Origin of the sequence: Variovorax sp. J22G73, assembly GCF_030317035.1 — a bacterium.
Taxonomy (GTDB): Bacteria; Pseudomonadota; Gammaproteobacteria; order Burkholderiales; family Burkholderiaceae_C; genus Variovorax.
Map to the genome: position 1 here is coordinate 88,694 of NZ_JASZYK010000008.1, position 12,787 is coordinate 101,480.

The 12,787-nt window shown below is 66.9% G+C and carries 13 protein-coding genes; 4 read left to right on the forward strand and 9 right to left on the reverse strand.

Annotated elements, in window-relative coordinates; translation table 11 throughout:
- Window positions 1-85: 85 nt before the first annotated feature.
- Window positions 86-1,543, forward strand: coding sequence for a glycosyltransferase family 2 protein (locus QTI51_RS25760; protein ID WP_286516541.1), 1,458 nt, complete (start codon window positions 86-88; stop codon window positions 1,541-1,543).
- 37 nt (window positions 1,544-1,580) lie between these two features.
- Here QTI51_RS25760 and QTI51_RS25765 read toward each other — a convergent pair whose 3' ends face one another.
- The 4 genes from QTI51_RS25765 to QTI51_RS25780 all read right to left on the reverse strand — a co-directional run bounded on the left by QTI51_RS25765 (window position 1,581) and on the right by QTI51_RS25780 (window position 4,538).
- Window positions 1,581-2,402: a DODA-type extradiol aromatic ring-opening family dioxygenase gene (locus tag QTI51_RS25765; protein WP_286516542.1), complete on the reverse strand. Its 822-nt coding sequence runs from the start codon at window positions 2,400-2,402 to the stop codon at window positions 1,581-1,583.
- A gap of 131 nt (window positions 2,403-2,533) precedes the next feature.
- The gene (locus tag QTI51_RS25770; protein ID WP_116913685.1) at window positions 2,534-2,797 is read right to left on the reverse strand and encodes a hypothetical protein; all 264 of its coding nucleotides are present in this window, start codon (window positions 2,795-2,797) and stop codon (window positions 2,534-2,536) included.
- A gap of 86 nt (window positions 2,798-2,883) precedes the next feature.
- Window positions 2,884-3,849: a LysR family transcriptional regulator gene (locus tag QTI51_RS25775; protein ID WP_286516544.1), complete on the reverse strand. Its 966-nt coding sequence runs from the start codon at window positions 3,847-3,849 to the stop codon at window positions 2,884-2,886.
- Between the two features lie 62 nt (window positions 3,850-3,911).
- Entirely contained in the window at window positions 3,912-4,538 is a 627-nt protein-coding gene (locus QTI51_RS25780) for a hypothetical protein (RefSeq protein ID WP_286516546.1), read from the reverse strand.
- Window positions 4,539-4,549: 11 nt separating this feature from the next.
- Between QTI51_RS25780 and QTI51_RS25785 the strand changes: the two genes are divergently transcribed.
- The gene (locus tag QTI51_RS25785) at window positions 4,550-4,909 is read left to right on the forward strand and encodes a nuclear transport factor 2 family protein (protein WP_286516547.1); all 360 of its coding nucleotides are present in this window, start codon (window positions 4,550-4,552) and stop codon (window positions 4,907-4,909) included.
- A 61-nt stretch (window positions 4,910-4,970) separates the two neighbouring features.
- Here QTI51_RS25785 and QTI51_RS25790 read toward each other — a convergent pair whose 3' ends face one another.
- The 3 genes from QTI51_RS25790 to QTI51_RS25800 form a co-directional block, all read right to left on the reverse strand.
- Window positions 4,971-7,160: an ATP-binding protein gene (locus QTI51_RS25790; RefSeq protein ID WP_286516548.1), complete on the reverse strand. Its 2,190-nt coding sequence runs from the start codon at window positions 7,158-7,160 to the stop codon at window positions 4,971-4,973.
- A gap of 270 nt (window positions 7,161-7,430) precedes the next feature.
- Window positions 7,431-7,667 carry a hypothetical protein gene (locus tag QTI51_RS25795; protein ID WP_116912130.1) on the reverse strand — a complete coding sequence of 79 codons (237 nt, stop codon included), beginning with the start codon at window positions 7,665-7,667 and terminating at the stop codon, window positions 7,431-7,433.
- Between the two features lie 138 nt (window positions 7,668-7,805).
- The gene (locus QTI51_RS25800; protein ID WP_286516549.1) at window positions 7,806-8,972 is read right to left on the reverse strand and encodes a GGDEF domain-containing protein; all 1,167 of its coding nucleotides are present in this window, start codon (window positions 8,970-8,972) and stop codon (window positions 7,806-7,808) included.
- Window positions 8,973-9,294: 322 nt separating this feature from the next.
- Here QTI51_RS25800 and QTI51_RS25805 point away from each other — a divergent pair, with 322 nt between their 5' ends.
- A complete protein-coding gene (locus QTI51_RS25805) occupies window positions 9,295-9,549 on the forward strand; it encodes a hypothetical protein (RefSeq protein WP_286516550.1) in 255 nt (84 codons plus the stop codon).
- A gap of 52 nt (window positions 9,550-9,601) precedes the next feature.
- Here the strand turns inward: QTI51_RS25805 and QTI51_RS25810 are convergent, their stop codons facing one another.
- The gene (locus QTI51_RS25810) at window positions 9,602-9,865 is read right to left on the reverse strand and encodes a hypothetical protein (protein ID WP_116911917.1); all 264 of its coding nucleotides are present in this window, start codon (window positions 9,863-9,865) and stop codon (window positions 9,602-9,604) included.
- 212 nt (window positions 9,866-10,077) lie between these two features.
- Here QTI51_RS25810 and QTI51_RS25815 point away from each other — a divergent pair, with 212 nt between their 5' ends.
- The gene (locus QTI51_RS25815; RefSeq protein ID WP_286516553.1) at window positions 10,078-11,934 is read left to right on the forward strand and encodes an ABC transporter ATP-binding protein; all 1,857 of its coding nucleotides are present in this window, start codon (window positions 10,078-10,080) and stop codon (window positions 11,932-11,934) included.
- Between the two features lie 66 nt (window positions 11,935-12,000).
- On the opposite strand, the gene QTI51_RS25820 is transcribed toward QTI51_RS25815, so the two are convergent.
- The gene (locus QTI51_RS25820; protein ID WP_286516554.1) at window positions 12,001-12,702 is read right to left on the reverse strand and encodes a FadR/GntR family transcriptional regulator; all 702 of its coding nucleotides are present in this window, start codon (window positions 12,700-12,702) and stop codon (window positions 12,001-12,003) included.
- Between the last annotated feature and the right edge of the window lie 85 nt (window positions 12,703-12,787).

Consider the following 12,787-nt stretch of genomic DNA (forward strand, 5'->3'; position numbering starts at 1 on the left):
GTTTGGCTTGGGCCTTTCGAAACCGCGGGCCGAGTTCTTGCGTACCAACGATCAGCTGACGACCAGTTCGCCCGGGCACCTTCTCTTGAACGATCCTCTCCAAAGCGCCTTCCTGGCCGCGTCACCGCGCCTGTCCCCTCCCCGCACCCCCCTGCGCAGCTGGCTCATCCATGGCGGCGTGCTGGTGCTGTGGGTGCTGCTGTTCGCCATGGCCTTCAAGGTGGGCAACGTGCGGGCCTGGTCGGTGGGGGTGGCCTATGTGCTCTACGACACGGTGCTGCTGCTGTTCGTCGGCTGGATGACGCTGCCCATCCTGCGGCGGCGCACCACCGCCGCCCCGCCGGAGGGGCTGCGGCGCAACACGCTGGGCGTGATCGTCGCCTCGCACAACGAGGCCGCCGTGCTGCCCGTGACATTGGCCGCCCTGCTCGGGCAGACCGACGTGCCCGACCGCATCGTGATTGCCGACGACGGCTCCAGCGACGGCACGGCCGAACTGCTGGCCACGCGCTACGGCCTGGTCGCCCCCGCGCTGGGCGGGCTGAGCGCCGCGAGCACCACGCACCCCTCCCTGTACTGGCTGCGCCTGCCGCACGGCGGCAAGGCGGTGGCGCTGAATGCGGCCATCCTGTGCATCGACACCGACACCGTGCTCACGGTCGACGGCGACACCCTGCTCGACAGCAAGGCCATCGGCGCGGTGCGCCGGGCCTTCTCGCAGGAGCCGAACCTGGTGGCCGCCACCGGCGTGATCACCCCGGTGTGCAGCCGCACGCTGGCCGGGCGCTGCTTTCAGTGGTTCCAGACGTACGAGTACATCCGCAACTTTCTCTCGCGCTATGCGTGGATGCAGGTCAACGGGCTGCTGCTGATCTCGGGCGCCTTCGCGGGCTTCAGGACCGACGCGGTGCGCGCCGTGGGCGGCTTCGACACCGACTGCCTGGTGGAAGACTACGAGCTCATCCACCGCCTGCACCGCCACGCCCAGGCCCACGGCCTGCCCTGGACGGTGCGCGTGCTCGGCGACGCGCAGGCCCACACCGACGCGCCCAGCAGCACTGGCGCCTTCCTGCGCCAGCGCCGCCGCTGGTTCGGCGGCTTCCTGCAGACGCAGTACTGGTACCGCGCGATGGTCGGCGACCGGCGCTACGGCTGGCTCGGCATCGCCATGTTGCCGGTGAAGGCCATCGACACGCTACAGCCGCTCTACGGCCTGGCCGCCTTCGGGCTGCTACTGGTGTACCTGGTGCGCGGCAACCTCGGCGTACTGGCGCCGGTGGCGGGCGTGATCGGCGCGAAGATCGTGCTCGACCTGGCCTTTCACCTGTGGTCGGTGTTCCTGTACCGCCGCTGGATCGGCCAGGCGAGCGAGGCCAACATGGCGCAGGCCTTTCTGGCCGCGCTGGTGGAGCCCTTCACCTTCCAGATCCTGCGGCACACGGGCGCGGCCTGGGGGTGGTGGACGTTCCTGACCGGGCGCGGCACCTGGGGGCGGCAGACGCGCGTCGGGCTGGTGGATGCCGACGGGGTGCGGCGCAGCTGAAGCCTGAGGCGCCGTGAATTGCAGGCGCCGTGAAGTCTCAGCCGCCGAACCGGAAGCTGGACACCACCAGCCCGCCCATGAACGCGTCCTCGTGATAAACGCGCTCCCCCGCTTCGCCCTCGGCCGCGCCGACCGCCACCATCAGCGGAATCAGGTGCTCTTCACGCGGATGCGCCATGCGCGCCGACGGGGCCGCGGCCCAGTCGAGCAGCTGCGCGCTGCGCTCGCCGGCCGAACCCTTGACCACCGCCGCATCGAGCCAGTCGTCGAAGGCCTTCGACACGCCGTGCGCCTGCGGGCCGAAGTTGCGCAGGTTGTGATAGCTCAGCCCGCTGCCGACGATGAGTACGTTCTCGTCGCGCAAGGGCGCGATGGCGCGGCCCAGCGCCAGGTGTTCGGCCGGGTCGAGGCCGCGGCGCAACGACAGCTGCACCACCGGCACGTCGGCCTTCGGGTAGATGGCGGCCATGGGCGAGAACATGCCGTGGTCGTAGCCGCGCTCGGGGTCGATCTGCACCGGCAGGCCCGCCTCGGCGATCAGCGACTGCACGCGCCGCGCCAGTTCGGGCGAGCCGGGTGAGTCGTAGCGCACCTCGTAGGTGTGGGCCGGAAAGCCGCCGTAGTCGTAGATCATGGGCGGGCGGGGGTTGCCCTGCACCGCGAACACCGGCGCCTCCCAGTGCGCCGACACCATCAGGATGGCGCTGGGCGTGCGGCCGATCTGGCGCGGCATGTCGGCCAGCGAGGCGGCGAGCTGGTCGTAGGTGGGGCCCATTTCCTTCTTCATCCAGGGCCAGGGGCCGCCGCCGTGCGAGATGAAGTACGTGGGCAGGCGCGGGGTTGTGGTGTCGTGGGTCAAGTCGATGCTCCTTGAAAGCGTTGTGTCGACTGTAGATATTTCCTGCAGGGAAATCGACAGGCTGCGATGCATCGGTTTCTTTCCTCTCAGGAAACCATGGCATCGCCTTGCAGGCGAGAGTGCAGCGGCTGTCAGGCCTTGGCGAGGTCCTGCGGAATGTCGGCCAGGTGCTCGAGCGCCGCTTCGAGCGTTGCCCAGTTCGCGAAGAAGTACACCCGCTCGTTGCGGTCCCAGCGCCCGCCGAGCGCCTTGAGCGTGAGTGCCACCGCCGACAGGCTCCCCAGGAGCGCCGGCTTGGGCAGGCCATAGGGTTCGATCAGGTCGCCAACGGTGCAGCCGAGCTGTGCTGCCAGGCGCTGGGCGCGGTCTGTGACGCGGGGTGAAGGCACGAACATGCAACGATTTTCAGCGAACCGTGGCGGCGGTTGCGGATGCCCTCCTCCCATAAAAGCTGGATTGCGCCGCAGCTTTTGCGGTTGCGTCAGGGCTTCTGGCGTGGCTCCTGTCGCGGCTTCAAGCGCTCGCTCCGGCCGGCGGCGCCAGGCTGCGCATCGGCAGCCGCGTCCACCAGCCGCTCGCTCAGGAAATCGATGAAGGTCCGCAGCTTCGGCGACATGTACTGCCGGCTCGTGTAGACGGCAAACAACGTGACCGGCCCGGAATCGAACGCCGGCAGCAGCCGCAGCAGGCGCCCGCTGGCGATGTCGTCGTCGACCAGCCACGAAGGCATGTAGGCGACGCCCATGTCCGCGCGCACCGCGTGCAGCGTGAGCGTGGTGTCGTCCGAGCGCATGGCCGGCGCCAGCCGCAGCGGGTACATGCGCCCGCCCGGCCCCTTGAGCGCGAGGTTCTCCAGGTTCACGTAGCTGGGCACGATGGCGCCCAGCTTCGCCAGGTCGGCCGGCAGCGCGGGCGCGCCGCCCCTGCGCGCGATGTAGCCCGGCGTGGCCGTCAGGTAGAAGGGCACGCGGCACAGCGGCCGGGCGATGAGCGCGGGCGAAGGCTCCTGCGTGGCGCGCAGGGCCAGGTCGTAGCCGTCGGCGGCAAGGTCGACCTTGCGGTTTTCCAGGTGCATGTCGACCAGCACCTCGGGGTACTTCTTGCGGTAGTCGGCCAGCACGCGCGCGAAACGCGGCGTGGCGCACCACACGGGCGCGCTCACCTTGAGCTGGCCGCGCGGCGTGTCGTGCGTCTGGCCGATGGCGGCTTCGGCCGCGTCGAGCAGGTCGAGCGCGCGCCGGCTCTGCTCGTACCAGGCGGTGCCGGCTTCGGTCAGGCTCAGGTGGCGGCTGGAGCGGTGTAGCAGCCGCGCGCCGAGCGATTTCTCCAGTTGCGCGACGTGCTTGCTCGCCATGGGCGGCGACAGGCCCAGGCGCTCGGCCGCGGCCACGAAGCTGCCGGCTTCCACGACTTCGCGGAACACCCGCAGGCTGGTCATACGGTCCAAAGTCGGGTTCCTTCAAGTCTCGGGCGCGAAAGTGTAGGCACCCCCGACGAGCATGCAGCAGCTCACGGTGGAATGAAGTCCGAGAACAGGTGCCCCGCCTGGTAGAGCAGTTCGAACTCGGCGTCGTCGATGGACCGCTCGATCAGGTCGAAGTGAGACAGCGTTCCAACCAGCGCCCGGTCAGGGTCCACGAGCGGAACCGCGTGGTAGCTCACGACCACGCCCTGGTACGGATGCCCGTCGAGGCGCGCGTCGGTGGCCGAGTTGTTGGTCCTGAAGAGCCCGTCGCGCACGACGAACTGGCAAAAGCTCGCGTCCATCGGAACGGTTTCCAGGAAGGCCGGGCGCATTTCGCCGTCCTTGTCGACCAGCAGCACGTTGCGCAGGTTGCCCGCGTCGATCCGGTAGACCCCGGAGAACCTGTGGGGCACGCCTGCGTTCAGGTAAGCCAGAGCAGCGGCGGCGCCCCGGGCCTTGAGGACCGACGAGAAGGTTGCGAAATCACGAGCGTGCTGCATATCGACCGAGCCCTTCCGCGTGATCATTTGCTGGAACAGGCAATCTAGCACGGTGCCATGCCACCCGACGAGGCAAAAGATGACGTTGGCGTTGCGGGCAGGCCGGCAAGAAGGCGCACGCCGGGTCGATACAACTTGCGATGTGTCGGCTCTGTCGGAGCCGTCGAACATGGGAGTTCTGGATGTCCGACAACCACAAGGCGATTCTGGAGAAGGCCAACGCGGCCATCACCCAAGGCGACCACGAGGGATTTCTCGCGTTCTGCACCGAAGACACGGCGTGGACCTTCGTCGGCGACATCACGCTCAGCGGCAAGCAGGCCGTTCGCGAATGGATGGCGGTCGCCTACAAGGAGCCGCCGCGCTTCGAGGTGCACCGGCTGATCGCCGAGGGCGACTTTCTCTCGGCGATCGGCGAGATCACGCTGAAGGACGACACCGGCAAGGCCACCCGCTCCGCGTACTGCGATGTGTGGCGCTTCAGCGATGGCAAGCTGGCCGAGCTGCAGGCCTTTGTCGTCGAGGCCGGCAAAGCCCCCTGAGCCCAGCGCGCGGCAAGTCGCGCACAGCTCGCCCTGCCGTTGAAAAAAGCGGGGGATTTCCCTATTGCGGAATCCGCACCGTGAACACCACCTGTCCATCGACATGGCTGTACGCGATGCTTCCGTTGTGCGACTTCACGATGGCCTGCGCGATGTGCAGGCCCAGCCCCAGCCCGCTCTTGTTGCGTTCGTTCGGCCCGATGCGGCGCTTGAACGCGCTGAACAGCTCGGGCACCAGGGCAGCGTCGATGGCCGGCGCCGTGTTGGCGACCCGCAGCACCACCACATTGCCTTCCTGTTCCAGCGCCACGCGCACCGGTTCGCCCGGCAGGCCGTGGTGCCGCGCATTGCTCACGAGGTTGCCGATGAGCTGGGCCATGCGGTCCGGGTCGCCGACCATGGCGAGCGACTTCGGCGCCTGCAGCTTGATCTGCGAACCGGGGTAGGCCGTCAACGCCTCGTCCATCGCGTCTTCCAGCAAACGGGCGACGTCCATCTGGACCGGCTGGAGCTGCAGACCTAGGCCGCTCTGCAGGCGCGAAGCGTCCAGCACCTGGCCGATCAGGCGCCCCATGCGGCTGCTCGACGACTGGATGCGCTGCCCCAGGCGCTCGCCCACCGTGTTGCCCTCGGGCAGGCTGCGCTCCAGCAGCTTGGCGGCCATGGAAATCGACTGCAGCGGGTCGCGCAGGTCGTGGCCCAGTACGGCGATAAGCTCGTTTCGTGATTTGTAGAGTTCGGCGTTGCGCGCCGCGCTGGCGCGAATCAGCTCGTCGCGCAGCTGCCCCGCGAATTCGACTTCAGGCGCACCCCACGGCACGCTGGTGTCGCTCACGGTCTGCTTCCAGATGTCGAACGAACCGCGCGGCGTCAGGCGCGGGCCCAGCGGGCCCGACACGTAGTGCTTCTCGGGCTTGCCGCCCCAGTTGATGGTTTCGATCTGCTCCTTGCGCGCGAGCAGCAGCCAGCCGTTGTCGATGGCGTCGAAGCGCAGCGCCAGAAAACCGCACCACACGCCGCACAGCGGCTGCAGGTGCTCGGGCAGGCTGGCCCGCTCGTGCAGCGTGACGATCTCGTCGCTGGCCTTGGACACGGCCAGCCATTGCACGACGGCGGCCGCCGTCTCGTGCGGAATCTCGCCCTCCACATGCAGGCGCGACTGCTCGGCGATCACCGCGGCCTGGGCCTCGAACGCCGCGGCCAGCGGCCCGGCCAGGCTCGCCAGGGCGCCGAAGGTGTCTTCGGCATGCAGCACCGACTCGATCATCCGCGCGCGCAGGCTGGCGGCTTCGGACGCGCGCGCGGCCTGCTCGCGCGAGAGCAGGCTCTGCACGTTGGAGGCCAGCACCTGCGCCAGCACGTCACACGCCATGCGCAGCGCATGCGGCACCTGCAGCGCTGTGCGGTGGTGGCAGGCCAGCATGCCCCACAGCCGGCCGTTGATGACGATCGAGATGCTCATCGACGCGCCCACGCCCATGTTGCGCAGGTACTCGATGTGAATGGGCGACACGCTGCGCAGGGTGCAATAGCTCATGTCCAGCGGCGGCAACCCCGGGTCGCCCACCACCAGCGCCACCGGCACCGAATGCACGTCGGCGATGAGCCGCAGCGTGTTGATCACGTAGAGCCGGCGCGCCTGGGCCGGAATGTCGCTGGCCGGGTAGCGGCGCCCCAGGAAGGGCTCGAGCGACTCGTGGCGCCGCTCGGCCACCACGTCGCCGCTGTCGTCGTGCCGGAAGCGGTAGGCCATCACGCGGTCGAAGCCGGTGAGCTGGTGCACTGTGTCCACCACCAGGCTGAGCAAGGCATCGATCGAGCCCTGCCGCTTGAGCCGGTCCATGGCACGGTGCGCCTTCAGCGCGAAGTCGGAAACCGCGTCCGCCGAGGCCGAACGCTCCTCGAACTCGGCGATCAACTCGTAGCCCATGCGGTGCACGATCAGGTCGAAAAGCCGCCCCGCCACCTCGACCTCGACGTTCACCGGCGAATGCTCCGTGCCGGCGATGGCCGTGTCGTTGACCTCGTGGAGCGTCTCGTGCACCAGCGCGTCGCCCATGAAGTGCGTGGGCACCAGCCGCTCCCCCAGCGCCGGGGCCGTGCCGCCCAGCAGCGCGGCGGCGTTCGCGCTCATGCGCGTCACGCTCAGCGTGGAGGCGTCGAACGCGATGAGCGCTCCGTGCGGCTGCACCAGGCCCGGGATGTGGATGGGCTCGCTCTCGCAGTTTTCTAGGGTGACGGTCTGGGTCATAAAGGGTGTCGGTGCACCTGGGGTGTCGGGTCGGACGGGCTGGCTGGCTCTTGCGATTTGCGCCGCCGTGCCAATTTGGGGGCAATGCTGGATTTTGCAGCAGCAGGCCTGTGTGCAGGTTGGCTAAAAGCGTCCTTCCGATCAGCGCAAAGACGGAGGACCGCAACGTGTGACTACTCAAGTGACATGCTGACCCGCATGCCGACGCTGACCGATAGCCTCATCGAGGGATGCTGCCGCACAACCGATATCGGCCGACCATTTTTGCCTTCACGAGAAGGCCAAGTCCAAACCGAGCATCTTGCTGAGGCCTAAGGTGAGAAGCGAGAGGCCCAGGAGCGCCAGCACGAAGATTGCGGCCACCTTGCCGCCCGCGCGCAGCACCGCGCTCTGCTTCTCCTTCTCTTTCTTCCCTCGCTCGTAGTGCCACTTGATGGCGAAGAACATGCCCGTGCCGAACACGAGCACCTTGAACGCAATGAAGACAACAGGGACCCAATCCATCATTTCGAGTATTTCCAGGCTATTACTTGACACCATTTATCGTGAGAGGCAGTGGTCTGCAACCAGTCTCAGTCTCAAAGCGGACCGTCGATTCGGAACTGCGAATGTCCGTTCCCGACGGACTATGGAACCGCCATTTTTTCAGAGAACGGCTCTCGCCATTTCAACCCGATTGCGCCCCGCGGCTTTGCCTTGATAGAGCGCCGCATCGGCTTCCTTCACGGCATTTTCCAAAGCATCCAAGCCCGTGAATGCATGCGAAATCCCGATCGTGATCGTGCAATTCAGCGGGTGGCCAACCCCATCGACAACGGTCTCGGAGCTTTCAATGGCCGTTCGCAAGCGCTCCGCCAGAAGCGTGACGCCCTGCACATCGGTGTTCATGCAGACGACAACGAATTCTTCTCCCCCGTTGCGAACAGTCAGATCGCTTCCGCGCACATGGGTACGCAATACTTCGGCCACATGGCACAGCATCTGGTCCCCGGCCTGATGCCCATGCCGGTCATTGATGTGCTTGAAGTGGTCCACATCGGCCATCAGCAAATAGGCCGAAACCTCCGTGCGAGATTTGAAACACCGTTGCAGCGCTTCAGCGAGCCCGCGGCGATTGAGCAGCTTCGTCAGGGGGTCGCGCTCGGCCAGGTCGCGCAATTCATCGGTCAACCGCCGCAGCACCAGCCAGACGATGGAAGGCGGCAGCACGGTGGCCAGGAATGACATGTAGACATAGAACAGTAGCTGAAAATTTCCGCTCATGCGCAGTGCGTCCAGGCCGGTGCCCATCAGATTCACGAACTTGATGGCATTGAGGACGCAGATGCCGCTGATCAGCAGCGCAAAAAACACCATCTCCCCGTACAGGTCCCTGGCAAATGTGCGCACGCCTGAAATCACCGTGATGGTCATGACCAGGAACAACAGCGCCGACATGCCCGAGAGCATGGCGTAGCGGGCAACCAGGCCGAATTTCCATTGCACCAGCATCTGGGCGACGACATAGGCTCCGCCAACCGCAAGCAGCGGGCGCCACAACGGCACGGACCGGCCGAAGAATCGCATGGCCCCGAGCCAATACGCCACCGGCGCGGCAAGCGTCAGCGTGTGATTGACGACGCTCATCAAACTCCAGGCGGGAGCGCCTTCGGCAAATTGAAGTGCATACGCCAGGCCCAGCAGCAGGTTGCCCAGCGCGAAGAAATCCATCCCCATCTTGTTGCCTTGCAGGCGCCTGCTGATGAGAAAGAACATCACCGAGAAGCACAACAGGTGTGCGCACAGCATGCCAACGAGAATGGTTGTGACCATTTTTATGCCGGGAGAATGAGGCGAAAGAAGGGGTTGGGCACCAGATCGCCGCAACTACAGATGACGCCGAAATTTAGCCGCTAAATTTCGAAGTCAAGAAGACAGGACCCAAAGAATTCCGTCTCCGGTGGAACAGCGATTCCATTTCCCGATGACCTAACGGCTCGCACGCGGCTGACTCCCAACGAGAAACCGCCCGACGGAAACCCAAGATTCGTGCCATTGCGGGGACGTGCGTGGTCCTGCTGGCGCTGCACCTCGACGATGCCGACCGTGAGGGCCTCAAGGGCTTTGCCTTCCGGCGCCGCGTGGCGGGCGGCAGATGGCGACCGACAACAAGATCCCTCGGTTCGCGACCAACGAGCACCCCTTGCAGCGCTTCCTGTGGAGCGACTACAACGCGCGGCCGGACGCCGCCTATGAGTTCCTCTTGATTCGCGGCGACACGCGGGTGGCCGACAACTGCCTGACGGAGCCCGACCGCATCTTTCGGGACTTCTGTTCGCGCGACGTCATCAACGAAATGGCGGAGGCGGCCAAGGTGCCGAAGACAGGAAAGCTCGCTGCATGCGCGTGAGAGCGCGCAGGCCCGCGCGCACCACCGCCCAGCTCACCGAGTTCACCCCGGCTCACCCAGCGTTACGCGTCACCTGGAAATGCCCGCCGCTCTCCCGCCCGACGATGCGCGCCGCCAGGTCGGAATAGCCGGGCTCGATGTAGATCAACTCCTGCGCCGGCCCCAGCTTCGCGACTTCCCGCCAGTCCATCTGCTCCTTCAGGCGCATGTCGGAAGGCCGCTGGTTGTGGCCCATGGGATACGGCATGGCGTAGACGCGGCAGTCGGGTTCGCCGTGCGCGATGTAGATGGTTTCGACCCAGGGCTGAGATGACATTGGTTGCTTGTTGCGAGTGCCTTTTCAACAATGTAGCGGCGTGGGGTTTCATATTTATGGCGTTGTGCCCGCCAAGACAGCGGTGCGGGCCTGTGCACATGCGAGCGCCGGGCTGACAAGGCCCGGCGCTCGCCCCATAGGGGAATTTTTCAGGAACACCAGGCCATCGACAGTCGCGGCTAAAGTCTTGGGCTCTCTGGGAGACAGTTTCCTTGTTCCGCTTCTTCGAAAAACTACTTCACCCCTACCCCGCCGCCGAACCCACGCTGCCCCCGCAGGGCTTCTTCGCCTTCCTGTGGGCCTGCACGCACGGCGTGCGCGGCAAGATCGCGGCCATGGCGGTGCTCACCGCCGTCATGTCGATCTTCGAGGCGGCGCTGTTCGCCATCCTCGGGCGCATCGTCGACTGGCTCGGCGGGCAGGTGCCCTCGCGGCTGTGGGCCGAGCGCGGCGACACGCTGCTGTGGCTGGCCGGGTTCCTGGTGGTGAGCATCGGCGTGGTGGCGCTGCAGACCATCGTCAAGCACCAGACGCTGGCGGTGAACCTGCCGATGCGCCTGCGCTGGAACTTTCACCGGCTGATGCTGGGCCAGAGCATGGCCTTCTACCAGGACGAGTTCGCCGGCCGCATCACCGCCAAGGTGATGCAGACCGCGCTCGCGGTGCGCGAGACGGTGTTCGTGCTGGCCGACGTGCTGGTGGCCATGGGCGTGTACGTGGCCACGATGATCATCCTGGTGGGCGTGCTCGACGCGCAGCTGGTGTGGCCCTTCCTGATCTGGCTGGTGCTGTACATCGGCGCGCTGGTGTACTTCGTGCCGCGCCTGGGCAAGGTGGGCAAGGCGCAGGCCGACGCGCGCTCGCTGATGACCGGCCGCGTGACCGACGCCTATACCAACATCGCCACCGTCAAGCTGTTCTCGCACACGCAGCGCGAGGCCGGCTTCGCGCGCGACGCCATGCGCGAGTTCATGCACACGGGCTACGGCCAGATGCGGCTGGTGAGCGCGTTCGAAATCGTCAACCACACGCTGAGCATGGGCCTTACCGCGGGCATGGCGGGCATGGCGCTGTGGCTGTGGTCGAACGGCGCGGTCGGCGTGGGCGCGGTGGCCGCGGCCACCGCGATGGCGCTGCGGCTGCAGGGCATGTCGCACTGGATCATGTGGGAGATGACCAGCCTGTTCGAGAACATCGGCACGGTGCAGGACGGCATGAAGACGCTGTCGCGCCCGCGCACCGTGCTCGACGCGCCCGACGCCACGGTGCTCAAGGTGCCGCGCGGCGAAGTGCGCTTCGAGCACGCGAGCTTCAAGTACGGCGACGCGACGCGCCGCGTGATCGACGACCTGAACCTCACGGTGAAGCCCGGCGAAAAGATCGGCCTGGTCGGGCGCTCGGGCGCGGGCAAGTCGACGCTGGTGAACCTGCTGCTGCGCTTTCATGACCTGGAGAGCGGCCGCATCCTCATCGACGGCAAGGACATCGCGCACGCCACGCAGGACTCGCTGCGCAGCCACATCGGCATGGTCACGCAGGACACCTCGCTCATGCACCGCTCGGTGGCCGACAACGTGGCCTACGGCCGGCCCGACGCCACGCCCGCGCAGATCGAAGCGGCCGCCCGGCGTGCCGAGGCGCACGACTTCATCCAGACGCTGGGCGACGCGAGCGGGCGGCGCGGCTACGAGGCGCACGTGGGCGAGCGCGGCGTGAAGCTCTCGGGCGGCCAGCGCCAGCGCGTGGCCATCGCGCGCGTGATGCTGAAGGACGCCCCCATCCTGCTGCTCGACGAGGCCACAAGCGCGCTCGACTCCGAGGTGGAGGCCGCCATCCAGCAGAGCCTGTACGCGCTGATGGAAGGCAAGACCGTGATCGCGATTGCGCACCGGCTGTCGACCATCGCGGCGATGGACCGGCTCATCGTGCTCGACGAAGGCCGCGTGGTGGAAGAAGGCGACCACCGCACGCTGATGGCGCAGGGCGGGCTCTACGCGCGGCTTTGGGCGCACCAGAGCGGCGGTTTTCTGGGTGAAGACCTCGACGAAGGCGAGGCGATCAAGGCCTGAAGCCCCGGGTCGGGGGAGTGGGGGCCTGGGGCCGCGGCAGTGCCCCGACGCGAGGCACCGCGGCTCTCAGCCCGGCTGCCCGAACAACCGCGCAATGCCCCCGCGCAGATGCGCCTCCATCGCCTGGCGCGCCGCATCGGCGTCCTGCCGCTCGATGGCCTCTTCCACCGCCGTGTGCTCCTGGTACACCACGGCGCGCCGCTCGCCTTGCGGGCGCCCTGACAGGCTGCGTGACAGCCCGATGCTGAAGCGCGTCTGCGGCGCCAGGGCCGTCATCGTCATGCTGAAGAAGCGGTTGCCGCAAGCTTGGGCCACCGCGTCGTGGAAGGCCACGTCTTCTTCCACGGCGTCGCTGCCGTCCACCAGCGCCTGCTCGAAGCGCTCGCGGCATCGGCGTATGTGGTGCATGTCGTCGGTTGTGCGCATGCGCGCGGCGCGGGCGGCGGCCTCGCCTTCCATGAAGCAGCGAAATTCGAGGAACGCGCGGATGTCCGCGATGTTCTCCAGCGTGCTCAGCGAAATGGGCTTGGCCTGCGGCAGCGCATCGGTCACGAAATTGCCCGAGCCCTTGCGCGCGTAGAGGCGCCCTTCTTCGCGCAACCGCGCCAACGCCTGGCGCAGCACCGGGCGCGACACCCCCAGGCGCTGCGACAGCGCCGTTTCCCCCGGAAGCCGCGCGCGCGGCTCGAAACCCGGCGTGCCCAGCAGCTGCAGCAAATCTTCATAGACCTTGTCGCCCAGAAGGCGCTCGGCTTTCGGCGCATGCAAGGCGGCGTCCGACGGGGCTGAAACAGGTGTTTTCATATAACAGGTATTTACAGGGTATTCGGTGATTGGCGGGCCAATTCCGAAG